Origin of the sequence: Sphingobium lactosutens (assembly GCF_013393185.1) — a bacterium.
GTDB lineage: Bacteria > Pseudomonadota > Alphaproteobacteria > Sphingomonadales > Sphingomonadaceae > Sphingobium > Sphingobium lactosutens_A.
This window is the reverse complement of the sequence record NZ_QJQX01000023.1, coordinates 1-20,789: the sequence shown is the minus strand read 5'-3', so window position 1 is coordinate 20,789 and position 20,789 is coordinate 1. Positions and strand designations below refer to the sequence as shown.

At 64.4% G+C, this 20,789-nt stretch carries 14 protein-coding genes and 3 pseudogenes; 9 read left to right on the top strand and 8 right to left on the bottom strand.

The window, feature by feature from the left end:
• Nucleotides 1-142 precede the first annotated feature (142 nt).
• The 7 genes and pseudogenes from DM806_RS02760 (at nt 143) to DM806_RS02730 (ending at nt 8,560) form a co-directional block, all read left to right on the top strand.
• On the top strand, nt 143-1,321 hold the full coding sequence (locus DM806_RS02760) for a sugar MFS transporter (protein WP_179041736.1): 1,179 nt from the start codon (nt 143-145) through the stop codon (nt 1,319-1,321).
• A pseudogene (locus tag DM806_RS02755) lies at nt 1,318-2,277 on the top strand (aldo/keto reductase); the annotation flags it as partial. The gene DM806_RS02760 and the pseudogene DM806_RS02755, both read left to right, overlap by 4 nt.
• Nucleotides 2,278-2,591: 314 nt before the next feature.
• Nucleotides 2,592-3,794 (top strand): UxaA family hydrolase, encoded by a 1,203-nt coding sequence (locus DM806_RS02750; RefSeq protein WP_179041734.1) that lies wholly within the window; start codon nt 2,592-2,594, stop codon nt 3,792-3,794.
• Nucleotides 3,767-4,522, top strand: coding sequence for an SDR family oxidoreductase (locus DM806_RS02745; protein WP_179041733.1), 756 nt, complete (start codon nt 3,767-3,769; stop codon nt 4,520-4,522). The genes DM806_RS02750 and DM806_RS02745 overlap by 28 nt, the downstream gene beginning before the upstream one ends.
• Nucleotides 4,522-4,866, top strand: coding sequence for an L-rhamnose mutarotase (locus DM806_RS02740; RefSeq protein ID WP_179041732.1), 345 nt, complete (start codon nt 4,522-4,524; stop codon nt 4,864-4,866). Before DM806_RS02745 ends, DM806_RS02740 begins: the two co-directional genes overlap by 1 nt.
• Nucleotides 4,867-4,878: 12 nt before the next feature.
• Nucleotides 4,879-6,486, top strand: a complete 1,608-nt coding sequence (locus tag DM806_RS02735; RefSeq protein ID WP_179041731.1) for a DUF5597 domain-containing protein — start codon at nt 4,879-4,881, stop codon at nt 6,484-6,486.
• Between the two features lie 202 nt (nt 6,487-6,688).
• Nucleotides 6,689-8,560, top strand: coding sequence for a bifunctional sugar phosphate isomerase/epimerase/4-hydroxyphenylpyruvate dioxygenase family protein (locus DM806_RS02730; RefSeq protein WP_179041730.1), 1,872 nt, complete (start codon nt 6,689-6,691; stop codon nt 8,558-8,560).
• Nucleotides 8,561-8,579: 19 nt separating this feature from the next.
• On the opposite strand, the gene DM806_RS02725 is transcribed toward DM806_RS02730, so the two are convergent.
• The 5 genes from DM806_RS02725 to DM806_RS02705 all read right to left on the bottom strand — a co-directional run bounded on the left by DM806_RS02725 (nt 8,580) and on the right by DM806_RS02705 (nt 14,260).
• Nucleotides 8,580-9,893, bottom strand: coding sequence for a carbohydrate porin (locus DM806_RS02725; protein WP_179041729.1), 1,314 nt, complete (start codon nt 9,891-9,893; stop codon nt 8,580-8,582).
• Nucleotides 9,890-10,786 (bottom strand): shikimate dehydrogenase, encoded by an 897-nt coding sequence (locus DM806_RS02720; protein ID WP_179041728.1) that lies wholly within the window; start codon nt 10,784-10,786, stop codon nt 9,890-9,892. Before DM806_RS02720 ends, DM806_RS02725 begins: the two co-directional genes overlap by 4 nt.
• Nucleotides 10,787-10,812: 26 nt before the next feature.
• Entirely contained in the window at nt 10,813-12,165 is a 1,353-nt protein-coding gene (locus tag DM806_RS02715; protein WP_179041727.1) for an MFS transporter, read from the bottom strand.
• Between the two features lie 152 nt (nt 12,166-12,317).
• Nucleotides 12,318-13,223: a LysR family transcriptional regulator gene (locus DM806_RS02710; RefSeq protein ID WP_179041726.1), complete on the bottom strand. Its 906-nt coding sequence runs from the start codon at nt 13,221-13,223 to the stop codon at nt 12,318-12,320.
• Between the two features lie 125 nt (nt 13,224-13,348).
• On the bottom strand, nt 13,349-14,260 hold the full coding sequence (locus DM806_RS02705) for an ROK family protein (protein ID WP_179041725.1): 912 nt from the start codon (nt 14,258-14,260) through the stop codon (nt 13,349-13,351).
• 175 nt (nt 14,261-14,435) lie between these two features.
• On the opposite strand from DM806_RS02705, the gene DM806_RS02700 reads away from it, so the two are divergent.
• Both DM806_RS02700 and maiA read left to right on the top strand, forming a co-directional pair.
• Nucleotides 14,436-15,134, top strand: a complete 699-nt coding sequence (locus DM806_RS02700) for a fumarylacetoacetate hydrolase family protein (protein WP_256869069.1) — start codon at nt 14,436-14,438, stop codon at nt 15,132-15,134.
• Nucleotides 15,127-15,762 (top strand): maleylacetoacetate isomerase, encoded by a 636-nt coding sequence (gene maiA, locus DM806_RS02695; protein ID WP_179041724.1) that lies wholly within the window; start codon nt 15,127-15,129, stop codon nt 15,760-15,762. The genes DM806_RS02700 and maiA overlap by 8 nt, the downstream gene beginning before the upstream one ends.
• A gap of 18 nt (nt 15,763-15,780) precedes the next feature.
• Here maiA and DM806_RS02690 read toward each other — a convergent pair whose 3' ends face one another.
• The 3 genes and pseudogenes from DM806_RS02690 to DM806_RS26940 all read right to left on the bottom strand — a co-directional run.
• A complete protein-coding gene (locus DM806_RS02690; RefSeq protein WP_179041723.1) occupies nt 15,781-17,163 on the bottom strand; it encodes a glycoside hydrolase family 28 protein in 1,383 nt (460 codons plus the stop codon).
• Nucleotides 17,164-17,299: 136 nt separating this feature from the next.
• Nucleotides 17,300-20,290: pseudogene (locus DM806_RS02685) on the bottom strand (glycoside hydrolase family 2 TIM barrel-domain containing protein).
• Nucleotides 20,291-20,553: 263 nt separating this feature from the next.
• A pseudogene (locus DM806_RS26940) lies at nt 20,554-20,789 on the bottom strand (hypothetical protein); the annotation flags it as partial.

The window sequence follows — 20,789 nt, the reverse complement described above, 5'->3', positions numbered from 1 at the left end:
GGCGTTCATAGCGTCCCCTTCCTGGGCAGATCGGACCCATAAAACAGGGCCGGTCTGCCCGTTCAGGGCAAAGAGAGGACGGCCGATGCAAGTGGAAGGGATAGCGCCACGGGCCTGGGGCGAGCGAAGCAGCCGCGCGGCGATGGTCCTGACCACGGGACTCTTTTTCCTGTGGGGAATGGCGAACAATCTCAACGATGTGCTGATCGCGCATTTCCGGCAGACCTTCGCCCTGTCGGATTTCCAGTCGGGTCTGGTCCAGTCGGCCTTCTACCTTGGCTATTTCTGCTTCGCCATTCCGGCCGCGCTGGCGGCGGAGCGGTTGGGATATAAGGCGACGGTGATCCTGGGCCTCATCCTGTTCGGCGGCGGGGCGCTGCTGTTCCTGCCGGCGTCGATGCAACTCAGCTACGGCTTCTTCCTCTTCGCCCTGTTCGTCATTGCGAGCGGCCTCGCCTTCCTGGAGACGGCGGCCAATCCCATGGTTGCGGTGATGGGGCCGGCGGACGGCGCGGCGCAGCGCCTCAATCTGGCGCAGGCCTTCAATCCCTTGGGGTCGATCGCCGGTGTCGCGCTGGGCGCGACCTTCATCTTGTCCGACGGGCCGGGGCAGGGTGCTGCCGGCGCTATGGCCGTCCAGTTGCCCTATCTCGGCATTGCGCTGGTTGTGCTGGGTTGGGCGGTGATGCTGGCCTTCACGCATTTCCCGCGCTCCGCGACCGAAGCGGGATCAGGAGGCGGCGCGCCGACGGGCGCCTATGGCGCGCTGTTGCGGCGTCCCCGCTATCTGGCGGGTGTGGCCGCGCAATTCTTCTATGTCGGTGCACAGGTCGGCATCTGGAGCTATCTGATCCGCTATGCGGAAAACGCGCTGCCGGGGATCGGGGCGCAGAAAGCGGCCTGGCTGCTGACCCTGTCGCTCGCACTTTTCATGATTGGCCGTTTCGTCGGCGCTGCCCTGCTGGCGCGGTTCGACGGTGCGTGGCTGATGGCGATCTTCGCCACGATCAACATCGCGCTATCGGTGGTGGCTGTCGCAGGCGGCATGGTCGGCCTTGCGGCGCTGGTGGCGACCAGTTTCTTCATGTCGATCATGTATCCCACCATTTTCGCCCTGTCGCTGCGCGACCTGGGGCCGCTGACCAAGGCAGGGGCGTCGATGATCGTCATGGCCATCATCGGCGGTGCGGTGCTGACCATGGCGATGGGGCTGGTGTCCGATCTTGCCGGGACGATCCGCGCAGCCATGCTGGTGCCGGCGGCCTGCTTCGCCATCGTCCTGATCTACGCCCGTGCTGCGCGACGGGGAGGGGCGGCATGATCCCGACATTGGGCATGGGCACGGCGCCCATCGGCAATCTCTATCGCGTCGTGAGCGAGGCGGAGGCGCGAGCGACGCTCGACGCTGCCTGGGACGCGGGCATTCGCTATTATGACACCGCGCCTCATTACGGCTTCGGCCTTGCCGAACGACGGCTGGGGGTGATGCTGGCGGAACGCGATCCGGCTTGCGAGGCGATCGTCTCGACCAAGGTCGGCCGGTTGCTCATGCCGACCCACGCGCAGGGCGAACGGCACGGTTTCGTCGACGCCGACCCGTTCGAGCCGGCCTTCGACTATTCGCATGATGCGGTGCTGCGTTCTTTCGAGGGAAGCTGCCGGCGACTTGGGCGTGAGCGGATCGACCTGCTGCTCGCCCATGACCTCGGCCGCGTGACCCATGGCGACGCGCATCCCGATCATCTGCGCGCTTTCCTGAATGGCGGCTATGGCGCGATGCGCGCCCTGCGCGACAGTGGCGCGGTCGAGGCGATCGGCATCGGCGTTAATGAAGTCGCGATCTGCGATGAACTGCTCGACCATGTCGAACTGGACATGATCCTGCTGGCGGGACGCTATACATTGCTGGATCGGAGCGCCGAGCGCCTGCTGGCGCGCTGCGCCGACCTCGGCGTCCGGCTGATCGTCGGCGGTCCTTATAATAGCGGCATATTGGCGCGCGATCTCAATGGTCCGCTGCATTTCGATTATGCCCCGCCCAGCGCGGAGATACTCCGCAAGGCGCAGCGGCTGGCGCAGGTCTGTGTCGACTTCGCTGTCTCCCTGCCCGCCGCCGCCCTGCAATTCCCGCTGCGCCATCCGCAGGTGGTCAGCGTCATTCCCGGCCTGGTCGGGACGGACCAGGTCGCCGACACCATGGCGCGCATGGCCGCGCCGCTCCCCGAACCGCTCTGGCCCGCGCTCGACGCGGCGCTCGATCCCGATCCTCCTCTGAAAGGCCTGGCCATGTTGCAGGACGATGCGCGGCTGATCCTGCTGCATCCAGACGATAATGTGCTGATCTGCGTCCGCGTGATCGAGGCGGGCGATATCCTCCCGTCTTCGGGCGGCACCATTTCCGCGCGCGAAGGCATCGCCATCGGCCACAAGATCGCGCGCGTGCCGCTGAAGGCCGGGGACAAGGTCGTCAAATATGGCGCCCCGATCGGGTCGATGACCGCCGATGCGGGGACGGGGGACTGGGTCCACATGCACAATATGAAGAGCGACTATATCAGCAGCCATACGCGCACCGCGCTGGAGGAGGGGGCATGATCGAGGCCTGGCTCCGGCAGGATGGGCGCAAGGGCATCCGCAATGTCGTCGCGGTCGCCTATCTGGTGGAATGCGCGCATCATGTCGCGCGGCGGATCGTCGACAAGGCGGACGATCCTGACGTCCAGCTGATCGGCTTTCCCGGCTGCTATCCCAACGCCTATGCCGCCAAGGTGATGGAGGCGATCGCCACCCACCCCAATGTCGGCGGGCTGGTGATCGTGTCGCTGGGCTGCGAAAGCTTCAATCGCGAGCGGCTGCTGGCGGTGGCGCGGGCGAGTGGTCGCCCGGCCGAACTGCTGGTGATCCAGGAGGCCGGCGGCACCGCGGCGACGATCGCGGCCGGGCTGGAGGCGGTGGAGCGGGTGCGCGCCGCTATCGCCGATGCGCCGCGCGTGGCGATGGGCGTGGAGGAACTGGTCGTCGGCACCATCTGCGGCGGATCGGACGGCACCAGCGGCATCACCGCCAATCCGGCGGTCGGTCGCGCCTTCGACCGGCTGGTGGCGGACGGCGCGGCCTGCATCTTCGAGGAGACGGGCGAACTGGTCGGTTGCGAGACGATCATGGCCGACCGCGCGCGCACGCCCGAACTGGCGGTCGCGATCGAGCAATGCGTGCAGAAGGCCGAGCGCTACTACACGATCATGGGCTTCGGCAGCTTCGCGCCGGGCAATGCGGAGGGCGGCCTGACGACGCAGGAGGAAAAGTCGATGGGCGCCTATTCCAAGTCCGGCTCCTCTACCATCGACGGCATATTGAAGCCGGGCGACGTTCCGCCGACGGGCGGCCTCTATCTGCTTGACGTGGTGCCCGATGGCGAGCCGCGCTTCGGCTTTCCCAATATTTCCGACAATGCCGAGATCGTCGAACTCATCGCCTGCGGCGCGCATCTGACCCTGTTCACCACCGGGCGCGGATCGGTGGTCGGATCGGCCATTTCGCCGGTCATCAAGATCTGCGCTAATCCGGACACCGGCCGCCGCCTCGCCGCCGACATGGACGTCAATGCCGGCCGCATCCTGGAAGGCGATGCGACGCTGGAACAGGTGGGCACGGAAATATACGACAAGGTGCTCGCCGTCGCGGCGGGTGAACGCAGCATCTCTGAATCCCTTGGCCATCAGGAGTTTATTTTGACCTACAAGGCTTTCGATCCCATCGGTCCGGAATGTCTGCCCGCAAGGACGCGCGCATGAGCGGGCGTCTCAACGGCAAGGTAGCGCTGATCACGGCGGCGGCGCGGGGCATCGGCCGTGCCACGGCACAGCGTTTCGTGGAAGAAGGCGCGCGCGTGATCGCGACCGACCGGGATCGCGAGGCGCTTGAGGGGCTAGAAGGCTGCGAGTTGCGCGCGCTCGACGCGACCGATGGCGCGGCCGTCCGCGCGCTGGCGGCGGAGGTCGGCCCGATCGACATCCTCGCCAATATCGCGGGGGTGGTCCATGCGGGCAATATCCTGGAATGCAGTCAGGAGGATTGGGACTTCGCCCTCTCGCTCAACATGACCGCCATGTATCACACGATCCGCGCCTTCCTGCCCGGCATGCTGGACAAGAGCGCCGGGGCGATCGTCAACATGTCCTCCATCGCCAGTTCGGTGAAGGGCATTCCCAACCGCTTCGCCTATGGCGCGAGCAAGGCGGGCGTCATCGGCCTCACCAAGGCGGTGGCCGCCGATTTCGTCGGCCAGGGCATTCGCTGCAACTGCATCTGCCCCGGCACGATCGACACGCCCTCGCTCCAGCAGCGGCTGCACGATACCGGCGACTATGAAACCGCGCAGGCCGCTTTCATCGCCCGCCAGCCCATGGGCCGCCTCGGCCGGGCGGAGGAGATTGCGGGCCTCGTCCTCTACCTCTCCAGCGATGAGGCTGCCTTCACCACCGGCGCGGTCCATGTGATCGACGGCGGCTGGGTCAACTGATGCGGCATATATTGCTGATCGATTTGGTCGACGATGCGCAGGCCATCGCTCAATATGAGGCATGGCACGCGTCGGGCGCGCTGCCGCCGGCGATCGGCGCGAGCATCCGCGCTGCCGATGTGACCGCCATGGAGATTTACCGCAGCGGTAATCGCCTCGTCATGCTGATGGAAACCGGTCCCGGTTTCGACCCGGCGGCCAAGGTGGTGGCGGACGCCGCCAATCCGGCGGTGCAAATCTGGGAAGCGCAGATGGACGGCGTCCAGCGACCGCTTCCATGGGCAACCCCGGACGCCAAATGGACCGAAGCCACCCGCATCTTCTCCCTCGACGAACAGCCCTGAAAGGCCTTTTGAATGAACCTTGCCCGGTTTCTGCTCGCCGCCACCCTCCTGTCCGCCACGCCTGCATTGGCGCAGGGCGATGTCCCCCATATCGAAACGCAGGCGGGCCGCCACGCGCTGATCGTCGATGGCGCGCCCTTCCTGATTCTGGGCGGGCAGGTCAACAACAGCAGCAACTATGCCGCGCCGCTGGCAAAGGTCTGGCCGGTGCTGGACCGGATCGGCGCCAACACGGTCGAGGTTCCGGTCGCCTGGGAGCAGTTGGAACCGCAGGAGGGGAAGTTCGACTATGGCTTCGTCCAGACCCTGCTCGATGAGGCGCGCAAGCATGACAAGCGCATCGTCCTGCTCTGGTTCGGCGCGTGGAAGAATACCGGTCTTGCCTATACCCCCGACTGGGTAAAGCTCGACAATCGCCGTTTCCCGCGCATGAAGACGAAGGAGGGCAAGGACCATGACGTGCTTTCGCCCCATGGCGCGGCGACGCTGGAGGCGGACAAGCGCGCCTTCCTGAAGCTGATGACCTATGTGCGCGATCATGATGCGCAGAACACAGTCATCATGGTGCAGCCGGAAAATGAGGTCGGCAGCTACCGCAATCCGCGCGATTTCGGCGCGGCGGCGCAGACGCTGTTCGACGGGCCGGTACCGGCGGCGCTGGCTAAGGCCTTGAAGAAACCGGCGGGCAACTGGGCGACCGTCTTTGGCGATCAGGCCGATCGCGCGTTCAATACATGGCACACGGCCCGCTATATCGAGGCGCTGGCGTCGGCGGGCAAGGCGATCAAGCCGCTGCCCATGTATGTGAACGCGGCGCTGGGCGATCCTTTCGCCAAGCCCGATCCGATGGCGCTGTCGAGCGGCGGGCCGCAGGGCGATGTCATCGACATCTGGAAGGCGGCCGCGCCGTCGCTCGATTTCGCCGCGCCTGACATTTACGACCGGGCGAGCCGCAACGTCTTCAGGCATCTCGATCTCTACACTCGGCCGGACAATGCGCTGATGGTGCCGGAAATCGGCAATGCTGCCGAATATGCCCGCTATTTCTGGGCGACGCTGGGGCGCGGCGCAATCGGCTTCTCGCCTTTCGGCATGGATGGCACCGGCTATTATAACTACCCGCTCGGCGCCAAGAGCTTCGACGACGCGACGCTCGATGCGTTCGGCGACAAATATCGCGCCGTGGCGGCAGCGCCCTGGGCGAAGATCGCCTTCGAACATCCGGTCTGGGGCACGGCCAAGCCCGACGATGGCGCGTCGACGAGCACGACCATGGGCGACTGGACGATCACGGCCAGCTTCGGTCAATGGCAATTCGGCCAGCGCGAATGGTTCCCCAAGGCCGACCTGCCAGCTTGGGCCACGGCGCCGACCGGCGGCATGGTGGTGGCGCAACTGTCCGCCAACGAATTTCTCTTCACCGGCGACCATGTCCGCGTGAACTTCGCAGCGAAGGAAGGCAGCGCTCCGGGCGGCATGGTGGTCAGGGTCGAGGAAGGCCATTTCAACAAGGGCGCCTGGATCATGGACCGGGTCTGGAATGGCGACCAGACCGATTATGGGCTGAACCTGATCGACAAGCCGGTCTGGATCAAGGTGACGATGGGTCGTTATCGCTAGAGTGATTTCGAGTGTAATGGAACATTTCACGGCTCGGAAATCACGGAAAACAAAAGAAACAGAGCCTGTTCCGCTTCGATCTGATCGGAGGAGGTTCTAAGAACGGAACATCTATAACGTCATGGCATGGGAGGGTGCGTCACACCCCCTTTATCGTCATGGGCATATGGGAGGATGATGGCGGCTCGACAAAGGAGCCGTCATGTCCAACGCCATCGCCACCGTTTCGCTCAGGGGTACGCTGGAGGAAAAGCTGCGCGCGGCGGCCGGGGCGGGCTTTACCGGGGTCGAGATTTTCGAGAATGACCTGATCGGATCGTCCCTGTCCCCGCGCGCGGTGCGGCGGATGCTGGATGATCTGGGCCTTGCCTGCATGCTCTACCAGCCCTTCCGAGATTTCGAGGGGATGCCGGGTGCGCTTCGCCAGCGTGCCATGGACCGGGCGGAACGCAAGTTCGACCTGATGGGCGAACTGGGCACGGATCGCATTCTCGTCTGCTCCAACTGCGCGCCGGTGTCGCTGGGCGAGCGCGAGCGCATCGTCGATGATTTCCGCGAACTGGGTGATCGCGCGGCGAAGCGCGATATCCTCGTCGGTTATGAGGCGCTGGCATGGGGGCGCCATGTGTTCGACCATCGCGATGTCTGGTCGATCGTCGAGCAGGTCGATCATCCCAATATCGGTATCATCCTCGACAGCTATCACTCGCTGTCGCGCGGGATTCCGAGCGAAAGCATCCGCGCCATTCGCGGCGATAAGATCGTCTTCGTCCAGTTGGCCGACGCACCGTTGCTCGACATGGACCTGCTCTACTGGAGCCGCCATTTCCGCAACCTGCCGGGGCAGGGCGGGCTAGACGTCGAAGCCTATGTCGCGGAGATATTGCGCACCGGCTATGACGGGCCGCTCTCGCTGGAAATCTTCAACGACCGCTTTCGCTCGAACAGCGCGGCGCTGGTGGCGGAGGACGGGCATCGCTCGCTCGACTATGTGCGCGACGCCGCCCGGCGGCGGCTGGGGCAGGAGACACACATGCCCGCGCCGCAGCCGATGCTGGGCGCCGAATTCGTGGAATTCACCGCCGATGGAGCCAGTTCGGCCCGGCTCGGCAGCACTTTCGCCTCACTCGGCTTCACCCTCGCCGGCGAGCATCGGCAGAAGAAGGTGACGCGCTGGCGGCAGGGTGGCGTGAACTTCGTCATCAATGCCGAACCCAAGGGGTTCGCCAGCGCCTATCGCAGCGCCCATGGCCCCTCCATCTGCGCGATCGGCGTGCGGGTGAGGGATAAGGCGGCCGTGCTGGCGCGCGCGGCGGCGCTGGGGATCAAGGCCTATAGTCCCGAAGGGCGTCCGGGTCGCATGGCGATGCCGGCATTGCGCGGTGTCGGCGGCAGCCTGGTCTATCTGATCGACGACAATGAGGTCGAAGGGCTTTGGGCGCGCGAGTTCGTGGCGCTCGACGTCGAGCCGGACGCGCTGGTCCACGCGCGCAGCTTCGATCATCTGGCCGCGGTGGTGCATGAGGATGAGTTCCTGTCCTGGCAGCTTTACTGGCGCGCCCTGTTCGGGCTGGAGGCGAAGGCGGCGCAGGATGTGATCGACCCGTCGGGTCTGGTCCATAGTCAGGCGCTGCAATCCCCGGACAGCGGTTTCCGCGTGACGCTCAATGCCTCGGACGCGCGGGAAACCCTGTCGTCGCGCTTTCTGGAACAGGGTATCGGCGGCGGTTATCAGCATGTTGCGCTTGGCACCGACGATATTTTCGCCACGGCGCAGGCGCTGCGTGACAGCGGCGCGGCGATGCTGACGATCCCGGCCAATTATCATGAGGATCTGGCGGCCCGCTTCGGTTTCGACGATGCGACGATCGCGCGCATGGCGGAATTGGGCATTCTCTATGACGAAGATGCCGATGGCAACGGCTTCTGGCAGCTTTACAGCCGCGCCTTCGACAAGCTGTTCTTCTTTGAGATCGTGCAGCGCACGCCCGGCTATGCCGGCTATGGCGCGCCCAATGCCGGCGTCCGGCTGGCGGCACAGAATCGCTTCCGCGACGATATGGTCGTGGACTGATGTCCACGACCATAGGGCGTCACAGGATCAGCTTGACCGTCAGGCCGGCTACGACCGCATCGGCATAGCGGCTGGTCGCGCCGACGCGGTGGATATATTGCAGGTTGGGGCGCAGAAGCAGTTCGCGTGTCGCCTGCCAGCCATAGAATATCTCGCCGCTCGCTTCCCATGTCTGCACGTCGACCGCCTGCCCCAGCGATTGCTGGTCGCGTTGACGGTCGGAGATGCGCGGATTGACCCGGGCATAGACCAGCCCCAGACCGAAATTGTCCTTGGGGCGGCTGTCCCACAGTCCGCGCGCGACGAAGCCGCCGCTCAGGAAGATGGGCACGCGCGCCGTATGGCTGTCCGACAGGGTCGCGGTGCCGAACAGCGACAGGCCGCGATCGCCGGGGCCGAAGCGGGCGATCATCTTTTCCGCCATCACCCAGGCGCTCCAGCGTTCCTGCCGCATGGCAGGAGACAGGCCGGACAGGACATAGCTGTCGCCATTGATGTCGTCGCGCACGTCGGCCCGATCGGTCGTGTCGACCAGACCGCCGATGCGCACCAGCCCCGGCAGTCCCCCTTCCTTCTGGCCCGACTTCCATCCCAGTTCGACCGGGACGACTAAGCTGTCGAAGCGCGGCGCGAGTTGCCAGCCATTGCCGGTCTGGGCGCGAATGCTGTTCACTTCGAACGCCGCGACAGTGACGCTGAGGCCGCCGCCAATGTCTTGCCGGGCGCGCACGCCCCAGCGGGGGATGGGGAAGCCCGAAAAACCGCTATTGTAGAACAGCGTCGTCGGGCGCGGGCAGAAGGCGAAATTCTGGAACTGGCAGCCCGAAGGCAAGGTCGCGAAGTCGTCGCCCGTATGATAAAGGCCGATCTTCAGCGCGGTCTTGCCGCCGTTCAACTGCTGTTCGTAGCTGAGTTCGGCCGGACGCAGATCCTGTCCGCCGCCGAACAATTCCTGCACTTCGAACAGATTGCCGAGACGGGTGGCGGTCAGATCCTCGCCCTTGCGGTGGATGATCGTCGCGATGAACTTACCGCCGTCGAGGCCGAAGGCCTTGCCGGTGTCGACAACCGCCGATGCGAGCAATTGCTGCGTATAGGCCGCACCCTGATCGCGCCCGCCGCTGATGGAGGCCGCGCTTTCCGACACATAGGAGAAGGTGAGGGTGACGCCCTTGTCCTTCAGCTTCGTGCGCCAGCCCGGCTTTGTGGCCGGGGGCGGTGGGGGCGTCTGCGGACCGGCGGGCGGCCCCTGCAATTGCGGCGCTTCGCGGGCCGCGACCTGCACGGGCAGGACTATGGCCGGCGGCGGAGCCGGCGGGGCGTCGGCGATCATGCGGCGGCGCTCCGCCTGGTTGCGCGATCGAAGTCGGCGATCATGCGCTGATTGTCGGGTTCGTTGTCGGTGAACAGCGCAAAGGCATGCGCCGCCTGCATCACCGCCATGCCGCCGCCATTGAGCGTCGCGCAGCCCTTGGCCGCCGCAGCCTCAAGCAAAGACGTCTGAAGCGGGAAATAGATGATGTCCGACACCCATTGATCGGGCGTCAGCAGGTCGGGGTCGAAGGGCAGGCCGGGATGACTGAGCATGCCGATCGGCGAGGTCTGGGCCACGCCGTCCGCGCCTTCGATCGCTTCCCCAGCCGTGGCGGCGATGCCGACTTTCGCCGTGGGGAAGAGGCAGCCGAGCCGACCCGCCAGAGCCCTGGCCCGGTCCTGCGCCGGGTCGCAGATGGTGAGCCGAGTCGCGCCGAGGTCGAGATGGGCATAGCCGACCGCCGCGGCAGCGCCGCCCGCGCCGATCAGGGCGACATGGGCGCGGGGACGGTTGCCCAGACCAGCCAGGAAATGCGCGCGATAGCCCGACCAGTCGGTATTGTCGCCATGCGCCTTGCCATCGCGGAACAGGATGGTGTTGACCGCGCCCAGCGCCTTGGCGGCACCGGACAGGCTGTCCATCAGCGGGATTACATCCTGCTTGAAGGGATGGGTGACGTTGAGGCCATTAAAGCCCATAGCCTGAAGCATCGGCAGCAGCCGGGGCAGGTCGGCGGCGCCATAGTCCATCATTTCGCCGTCGAGGATGCGATAGACCATGGTCAGGCCAAGCGCGCGCGCTTCCGTCTCATGCATGTCGGGGCTGCGCGATCCGGCGATGCCGCTGCCGATCAGCCCGCAGAGGATGGACGCGCGGGACCGGCCCGTATCGCGCACGGGATGCTGGAACATCGAACTTCTTCCTTGTTTAGACTGTTTCAGTCGGCCTTGGGCAGGCGGATCATCGCGGCGCAGATGCCCGCCAACACCACCGGCACCGCGAAGATGCCGAAGATCACCGGCAGCGAAACCTTGGCCGCCAGCAGGAAGCCGCCCAGCATCGGCCCGATCACTGCGCCGATTCGGCCGACGCCCATGGCCCAGCCGATGCCGGTGCCGCGCGCTTCGGGCGGATAGAGGCTGGCCGCCAGCGGGTAGCAGCCATTGAAGCCGCCCTGCACGAACACGCCGATCAGGAAAGCGGTGGCCAGCGTTGCGACCAGCGGCATGGCGACCGATCCGAACACCACCAATGCGACTGCTGCCAGCGCCATATAGGTCAGGATCAGCTTGCGCAGGTCGAAGCGCATGGCGACGAGGCCGATCGAGGAGGTGCCGAAGAAAGCACCGATATTGTAGATCGCGCCCGCATAGATGGCGTCCTTGGCCGGCAGGCCGGCCTCGACCGCGAGCTTCGGGATCCAGCTGATGACGAAATAGAGCGTCATGAAGCTGAAGATGATCGCCAGCCACAGCAGGATGGTGCTCGGCGCGCGGCCATCGCTCAGCAGGCCGCGCATGCCGGCATGCTGGGCGGCGCTGACATTGCGCGGCGGCAGAACGTCAAGGCGCGGCTGGCCGATCGAAATGAGCAGGCGGTTCGCCTTCTCCAGCGCGCCCTTGGGCTGGCGGCTCAAGAGGAAGGCGATGGATTCGGGCAGCAGCAGCCAGACCAGCGGAATGGCGGCGGCGCACAGGATCGCTGCGCCCAGCAGCATCGCCTGCCAGCCATGGGTCGCGACCTGGCTGGCGACGACGAAGCCGGTGATGGTCGCACCGACCGGATAGCCGGCCTGAAGGAAGCCCACGGCAAAGGTGCGATGCTTTGCGGGCGCATATTCGGCCGTGAGCGCGGCCATGCTGGCCAGCACGGTGCCGATGCCGATGCCGACGACGAAGCGGCTTGCGATCAGTTCGAAGATCGACGTCGCGATGCTCGACCCGAACATGGCGAGCGCCATCATGACGAGGGAGGCGAGGATCAGCTTGCGGCGGCCGAAGCGATCCGCGAGCGGGGCGATCAACAGGCCGCCGGCCGCCATGCCGGCGAGGCCCGCGCTGAAGACGACGCCTAGGCTTTCGGGGCTGACCTGCCAGTCGGCAGACAGGGCCGGGGCGACATAGGACAGGATCAGTACGTCCATGCCGTCGAGCATGTTGAGGATGAAGCAGATGGCGACGACCAGTATCTGGCGCGCGGTCCAAGACGAATCCGAAGCGGGTGGCGCGGCGTTATCCACGGTCACATAGGGCCGCACGGATACCGTGCCGGTGGGGGAATAGCTGGCCATGGATATGACGCCTTTCATCCTCTCGGGGGCATGCCACCCTGAGCTAAAACCAACCCGGTGTCCTAATCGGCTTCAATTCTGCGGGTGTGCCTCAGTCCTCCTTTCCATAGGTAATTTCCACCAGGGGAATCTCGATCCACTATGCTCTTATGTTATGCCTTGGGCGAACGCGGCAGGCCGATCAAGGCGGTCCGGGCAATCTCCTCGAACGTCTCGCCAATGATTGCGCGGGGCGATTCCAGGTTGCGGTTAATATAGACCGGAAGCACGCCGGGGTCTTCAAATTCCAGAAAGCGGACAGTGTCGGCATGAGGCTGCATCGCCGTGAAGCTGTCGACCAAGGCGATGCCCATCCCATTGGCGACGAAGGCGACGGCGGTTTCCGCGAACCGGATATAGGTCGCGATTTCGAGCGTGCGCCCGGCGCGCGCGAACATGTCGGCGATCGCGCGGCCATGCGGCGTATCGGGACGGAAGGATTGTAACTGCTCATCGGCGATGTCGGCGACGCTGATCCGTTCGCGTGCCGCAAGCCGATGGCTGCTCGGCACGGCACAGACCATGCGGCCGGTGCCGATCCGGCTCGACAATATGTTGGGATGATCGATGGGGAAGACGCTCAGTGCATAATCGCCGCGCTGCAGCGCCAGATAATCCGTCGCCTGTTCGACCGAGAGAATGTCGAACTGGATCGTCAGGCCGGGATAATTGGCAGTGAGACGCGCCAGCATCGGCGGCACGATCGAATGACCGAGCGATGGCGACGCGCCGACCCGGAACAGTCTGTCCTCCCCCTTGGCCAGCCGCCGGATGACATGGGACAGGTCGTCGAACCCCTTGTAGATATGCTCGATCTCGTCGAACAGGATGCGCGCTTCCTGCGTCGGGACCAGCCGCCCGCGGGTGCGGTCGAACAGGCGGAAATGCAGCCTGTCCTCCATATGCGCCAGCATCCGGCTCAATCCGGGCTGCGACGTGCCCAGCATGCGCGCCGCGCCGCTCACCGTCTTGGTGATCATCACCGCGCGAAACATCTCTATCTGTCGAACGGTAAGCATGGCCAGCCATCATCAAGTGAAGGGATGATGGGGCTAGTCCATTGCTGGGGCGTGAAACAACATAAAAGGCAATTCTGCCACTTCTGCGCGGCCGCCACCGTCCCCATGCCATGCTGTCCGGGCGCTCAGTGTCCCGCCAATGCGTCCCACGCCAGGGCGATCGCGCCAAGGGGGCCGGCCTGATCCCCCAGGGCAGGGGGGCGGACGATGGATGCGATGCTGGCCGGCGTTACGAACGACAGATAGCCGTTCAGTTGCGTGACGACCTTGGATCGGACCCTGTCCAGCAAATCCGCGCGTCCCATGCCGACCCCGCCACCGATCAGCACCTGCCGCGCGGCCGTCGTCAGCAGCAGGGTGCAGACCAGTTGGGCGATGTCGTGGGCGACATGATCCCATCGAGGATCGTCGGCGGCGATCTGATGGCCCGGTACGCCGAAACGCCTGGCCAGGGCGGGGCCGCTGACCAGCCCCTCGATACAGTCTCCATGAAAGGGGCAGGCGCCCGCGAAATCGTCACCGGCAGCCCTCCGGATCAGGATATGGCCGACTTCGGGATGCATCGCGCCATGGAGGGGAGCGCCCTCCAGAGCGAAGCCGCCACCCAGGCCCGTGCCGATGGTGAGGTAGCAGAGGCAATTGGAGGCAGGCGTGGATTGCGCGCCCGCGCCCCAGCGCATTTCGGCGAGGGCGGCGCCGTTGACGTCGGTGTCGATCGCGGCGGGGCAGGGCAACCCGTCCGTCAGGGCGCCGAAAATGTCGGCACCGGTCCAGCCCGGTTTCGGCGTCGGCAACATATGTCCGAAATCCTGCGCGGAGCGATCGAGCCGCAGGGGACCGAAGGACGCGATCCCCAGCGCCGCGAACGGTTCCTCCATCCACCAGCTCTTGAGAATATCTGCCGCAGCGCCCAGCGTTTCGTCGGCTGAAGTGGTCGCGATAGTTTCCCGCTGGAAGATATCGCGGCCGCGCGAACGCAAGACGAATATTTTCGTCCCGCCCAATTCCACCCCAGCCAGTAGCGGTGCAGCCGTCATGCCATGTTTCCTCCTTCGCAGCGCCCGGGCATATGCCGCCATGGAGATATTTGCAAAAATCTCTCCTGCTGGACTTCGAATGACGGGTCGGGCGTGACGCGGGAAATAGCCCTTCATTTTCGGTCCATTTTCAGCCTACCCTGTCGATGTGAATGCCACTGGAAGGAGTTGAGGCTTGCCCACCCTGTTTGAGCCGCAGGCTGCGATGATCGCTGCCACCAGCGAGGGGAGGGGTTTCCCCGTGCGCCGCATCTTTTGCATCGGCCGCAACTATGCCGCTCATGCCCGTGAAATGGGCAAGGATCCCGAGCGGGAAGCACCCTTCTTTTTCACGAAATGGGCGGAGAATGTCGTGCCGTCGGGGACGGTCATCGCCTATCCGCCGGGCACGCGCGATTTTCATTATGAGGGCGAACTGGTTATCGCCATCGGCAAGGGCGGCCGCAATATTGCGCCGGCCGATGCGCTCGCCCATGTCTATGGCTATGCCGCCGGTCTCGATATGACGCGCCGCGACCTCCAGTTCGAGGCGCGTGAAATGGGACGACCCTGGGATGTCGCCAAGAATGTCGAGCAGTCAGCGCCTCTGGGTCTGATTCATCCGGCCAGTGCGGTGGGCCACCTTTCGGCTGGCCGGATTGCCCTTACCGTCAATGGGCAAGTCAGGCAGGACGGCGATCTGGGAGAGATGATCTGGAATGTCGCGGAGGTCATTGCCTATGTCTCGCGCTTCTACCGGCTGGAGCCGGGCGATCTGATCTATAGCGGTACGCCCGCGGGGGTCGGCGCGGTGGTGGAAGGAGACGAGATCATAGTGACCGTCGAGGGTTTGAGCGATTGCGTCATCCGGATCGGGCCTGAAGCCGATGACTGAGCCGATCCTCCATGGCTATTTCCGATCGACGGCATCCTATCGGGTGCGGATCGTGCTGAATCTCAAGGGCATCGCCTATACCGACGCCTTTCACCATTTGCGCAAGGGCGAGCAACGCGCGCCCGACTATCTGGCGCTGAACCCCCAGGGGCTCGTTCCTGCGCTGGACATGCAGGGCACGGTACTGACGCAAAGTCTGGCCATATGCGAATATCTGGACGAGTTGGTCGACGAGCCGAAGCTGCTGCCGGAAGATATGGTGCGCCGGGCCAAGGTCCGGGCCGCAGCGCTACTGATCGCCTGCGACATCCACCCGATCCAGAATCTCCGAATATTGGACCGGTTGCGTGATCTGGGTCTGGCGGAGGAACAGGTGGCCGATTGGGCCAGGCAGGTGATCGATGAAGGCCTGGAGGCGTTCGACCGGCTGATCGCTGAGGAGGACGGGCCATATTGCTTTGGCGATCAGGTGACGCTGGCGGATGTCTTTCTGGTGGCGCAGCTCGTCAATGCCCGCCGTTTCGGGGTCGATCTTCGCTGGCCGCGGCTGGTGGCCGTCGAGCGATCCTGTCTGGCACTGGAAGCCTTCAGCCGCGCCGCGCCGCAGAATCAACAGGATGCGGAGTGACCTTCGCCATGCGGTCGGTCATTTGCAGACAGCCCATTTGTCGCAGCTGATGCTGTCCGCGCCGGGGAGATGGCGGAGGTAGTCCCGGGTCCAGACGGTTCCTCCAACGACGACATCCTCCACAACCAGCGGGTTGACGTCTATCGCAACGGATGGCTTCAATTCACGCCCGACACGGATGCGTTCGAGCCGCAGGTCGCGGATCGGTGCATGTGGCAGGCCCCGCACGACAAGCAGGCGGCCCGTCGACGCGACCGTGCAATCGGAAACCGAAACCCGCTCCACCGAAGGGGGATAGGCGCCGCCATCCCCTTCCTCATAGAGCATCCATATCTGTACGAACGCCTTGTCGATCCTGCCGGCCTCGATACGGCGGAGATGGACATCCTCCACCCTGCCGCCGCGAAAGCTGTTCGACTTGATGATCAGGGCGCGGGTGAGCGCAGGACTGTCCATCCGGCAATCATGCACGAAAACATGACGCACCCCGGCAGTCAATTCGCTGCCGATCGCGACGCCGGCATGGCCGTCCTTCATCAGGCAATGGCGCACGACGATATTTTCGCATGGCTTTGCCAGCCGCCTGCCATCTGCATTGCGCCCCGCCTTGATTGCGATACAGTCATCGCCGGTGTCGAAGATGCAGTGTTCGATCAGCACCCCGGCGCAGGATTCAGGATCGATTCCGTCATTATTGGGGCCATGGCTGGTACAGGTGACGTGGCGAAAGATGACGTCCCGGCATTCGACCGGGTGCAGCAGCCAGAAGGGCGATGCTGTCACCGTTACCCCTTCCATCTTCACGCGGGTGCAGCGATAGGGCTGGAAAAGGGGCGGCCGAAGTCGACCGCCGGCTCCGAAAATCCGCTGCTCTATCGGCACATTGTTTTCCGCCATCTCGAACAGGCGAGCGCGGTCTGCCGCCTGCCGTTCCGCAGCGGGCGTGTCACCATAGCGATCCGCCCATGGCCCTTTCCAGGGCCACCAGGTCCGGTCGTCGGCGGACCCGTCGATCACGCCCTTGCCCGTGACAGCGACGTCCTGTTCGTCAAAGGCGTAGATCAGCGGATGGTAGCCCATCAGTTCCACCCCTTCCCACCGGCTGTGGACGGGCGGAAGGTAGCGATCGGCATCCGGAATGAATTTCAGTCTTGTTCCCGCAGGAACATGAAGCTCCATCTGCGAATGGAGCCGGATCGGACCGCTCAGGACGACGCCCTTCGGCAGAATGATGCGTCCGCCGCCTGCCATCCGGCATGCCTCGATCGCTTGGGCGATCGCCGCGCTATTGTCGGTCTTGCCATCGCCGACACCGCCGAAGCGAGCCAGAGGGAAGCGTCGCCGGGGGATGCGGGGAGGCTGGATCTGATTCGCGATGGCGTCGGCTTGCGCCGCTACCATATCCTGGTCGCCTTGCGCGCGGAGCGATGTCGGAAAGGCCGTGGCGGCGAAAGGGAGCGCGGCTGTCATGTTCGTCAGAAGATGTCGGCGCGTGTAGTGGCTTGGCATGAGTTGGCTCCCCCTGAGTGGCAGGGATTCAAGGGATGATTGTCAACGTCCCGGCATATTGGCCCGCGGCCTTTGCAGGTTCGCCCGCCGGGCCGGTCAATTCGGCCGCCTGCCCTTTCGCGCCCATGGCAGGGATCGCATGGAGGAAGCCGAAGTCGCTCGGCGGGAAATCGACGGTCGTCGTGGGGAAATCGGCCAGTCGCGCGCCCAATTGCAAATAGGGTGCGCCTTCGCTGAAGATCGTCAGCGGACCTTGATCGCTCGTCAGCCGTACCCAGCGTGGGTCTGCGAAATATCCCGCCGTCCGCGGGGCGGGCAGTTCCGTGCCACGCGTGTCGGCAATATCATGAACGCCCAATACGGGCCCCCGCAAACGATTCTGCCACACGGGCGAAGGGCCACGCACCAGCGACCGAACGGAGCGCAATTCCGGGCCTTTCCGGTTGAACCCGATGCCGTGATAGAGGAATTCACCGGTCAAGCTGTATCGATAGTCCAGCGTGAGCCGGCCATCGTCCGTCAATGTCCAGCGCACCAGGTCGAGGCCGCCGCTATTTTTGGTCTCCAGCCAGGCTGTGGCCCGACCGGTTCGGGGATCGCGGCCCTGTCCCGTGGTAATTCTCGCTTCGCCGTTTACCGGGATAGCGAACCGCTCCTGCTGGCCCGCAATTTTAACGGACCTTATGATCGGCGTCGTCCGTACACCGGCAAGATTGGTCAGGTGCACTGTCCGAACGGTCCGTGGTGCAAAGGCATAATCCTGTCCATCCTTCGCTGAGCGCGCGCCGTCATAGACCGTCTGCCATTGATGCTCGTTGTCGGACACATCCAGACGGAATCCTGCCCAGCCATCCTCGACGGCGATGCCAAGGTCGACATGCGCGAGATCGGCGCGGGCCGGTTGTGGCAGTTCATAGACACCCTCGCCGCGGTCGATGGCCTGAATCCAGGCAGGTTCACCCGTCGATCGTGGCCGGGCGACGACGAGTTGCGGGCCGGCCGCGAAATCCTGATGCCGTCCGCCTTTCCCTATGCGCGTCAGCAGGCCGGTCGCCGCATCGAAATCGGCAGAAATGGTGCCGACCGTCAATTGGATGCGGGTCGCGTCCCGTGTCGCTTGAGGATGACCCAATGATCGGGCGGTAAGTGGCGTCGCTGCCGAAGCGGTCGGCCACACCCAGGTCCACAAGCTGTCGCTTCCGCGCCGGGCCGTCAGGCGCAGCGCATCGGGCCGATTCTGCGTTCTGGCGGTCGGCACCCGCAATATCCCGCTGGCATGCGGCGCGATCGGCTCACCCGGCATGTCGCCCGATGCAAGAATATGGGGATGGACTGTCTGCGATGCGGGCGAGGCGAAGGTGATCCATTCCCAGTGGAAGGTCACATCCTTGAGGGAGGTGAAATCATAATCGTTCCGTATTTTCAGGCTGCCGTCGAAATCATCGTCGAGGGAGGGCGTCTCTATCTGCACCGGCGACCAGATTTCCTGAATGGTCGCGGCACTCGGTTCGGGCTCATGATGCGGCCCCAATATGCCGTCGGGCGCATAGGTGGCGTAAGTGTCGATCCGTCCGCTCTGATCGGCGCGAGCGATGCCTTCATCGGCGAAGTTCCACAGGAACCCGCCCGCGCCACGGGGCGATGCGGTCATGGCGCGCCAATAATCGTCCAGCCCCGAACCGCCACCGCCGTCGAACAGCCCGTGGAGAAACTCCGTCGGCATCACCAGCGTCTTGCCTGCCAGTCGTCGTTGCAGATCGGGATAGCGGGGATAATGTTTGGTATCGATCCCGTTAAATTCCTCCCAGGGATGGAGAACCCGGCGCTGTTGTGGATCATAGAGTGCGAAATCGCCGTCCAGTTCCCGGTTCCAGCCGCCTTCATTGCCGTTGGTCCAGAACAGGATGCTGGGGTGGTTCACATCCCGTTCGACCAGTTCGCGGACGAGCTTGCGGCCGACCTCGCGATCATGGGCATGCTGCCAGCCGCTCAGTTCGTCGATGACATATAGCCCCAGTTCGTCGGCCGCCTCCAGGAAGGATTCTTCCGGCGCATAGTGCGACATGCGCACTGCATTCATGTTCAGCTACCGGATGGTACGCACATCCGCATAGGCGTCGGCCCGGTTGAGGGCGCGGCCGGTTTCGGGCCGGAAGCTGTGCCGATTTACCCCTTTCAGCATGATGCGCTGGCCATTCAGGAAAAGGCCTGCGCCTTCGCGCACTTCGAATGTCCGAAAGCCGAAGCGTCTGACGACATGGTGCACGGGCTGGTCGCCATCGAAAAGGGTGACATCCAATGCGTGCAGATTGGGTGTTTCCGCCGACCAGAGGGCAGGATGGTCAAATTGCCCCAGCAACCGTATCCGACCCGCGCCGCCAGCGGGAATGTCGGCCGTCAATGGCTGGCCGACCGGCCGACCGGCTGTGTCGACAAGCTGGCCGACCAGATGCGTCACGGTTCGGGGCGCGGCGAGCGTGACATCGGCGGTCAAAGCACCGCTCGCCTTCGCGTCGATGGCGACATGCGAGATCGACTGGGCGGGGACGGCTTCCAGCCAGACGGGCCGATAAATGCCGCCAAAGGCCCAGTAATCGCCGTGGCGCTCCGCAATGTCGGTATCCTTTGCGGCCGAAGCCTCGCTGACATGCACGTCCAGGCTGTTCTGTTCTCCCGGTTTTACCAGGGCGGTTATATCGTAGCTGAAGCGGTTGAAACCGCCTTGATGGACGGGGCCGGCCACCTGACCGTTCACCTTGACCAGCGTATCGGTCATGACCCCGTCGAAGACGAGGCGGATCGTCTTGCCCTTCCATGCCGACGGTATGGCGAAGCGACGATGATAGACAGCATGGTCGCCGACGCGTGGACCTTTGTCATAGCCATATTGATAATGACCATAGCCCTGCTGCTGCCAATTCGAGGGGACCGGGATCGTGCCGGACCGGCTTTCGCCATGGCCGCCGTCAATCTCGAAATCCCATGGGACGGCATCCTCTGGTCCATGGCCGGAAAGCATCAGTTTTTCCGTTTCCGGTACCGAGGCGGCGGCTGGCAGGGCGAACGCCAACAGAAGTGCCCACAAGCCGAAACCCGCCTTCCCTGAACGGGCAACGACTTTCGACCATGGGCCTTTCAACTGTCCTTGTTCGGATTGGTGCACGCCATCCTCTCCGCCAATGTTCCTCTATGCAGGGCGTTGTTCCACATTGTGCCAGCGGTGGCAAGTGGCATGTCGGGAATGGAGCAGAGTAGGCTAGGCTGTATTGACATTTTAGGGATTCACAGCGCCGGTTCTTTGTGATTCAACAGTGGCTTTTGGAGGCTGGTGTGGAAGGCGAGGTTCTTCGGGACGATCAATGGGAGCGATTGCGGGAGTTCGTTCCGGGCGGGCGCAAGGGTACCCTTGCCGTCGCAGACGGCGTGGAGCTTCGAGTTCAGGCCGCCTTTAGTGCGTCCGATACGTCTGGGAGCGCAGCGGGTCAGATAATGATCCGGGGGATCATTATCCCGCAAGC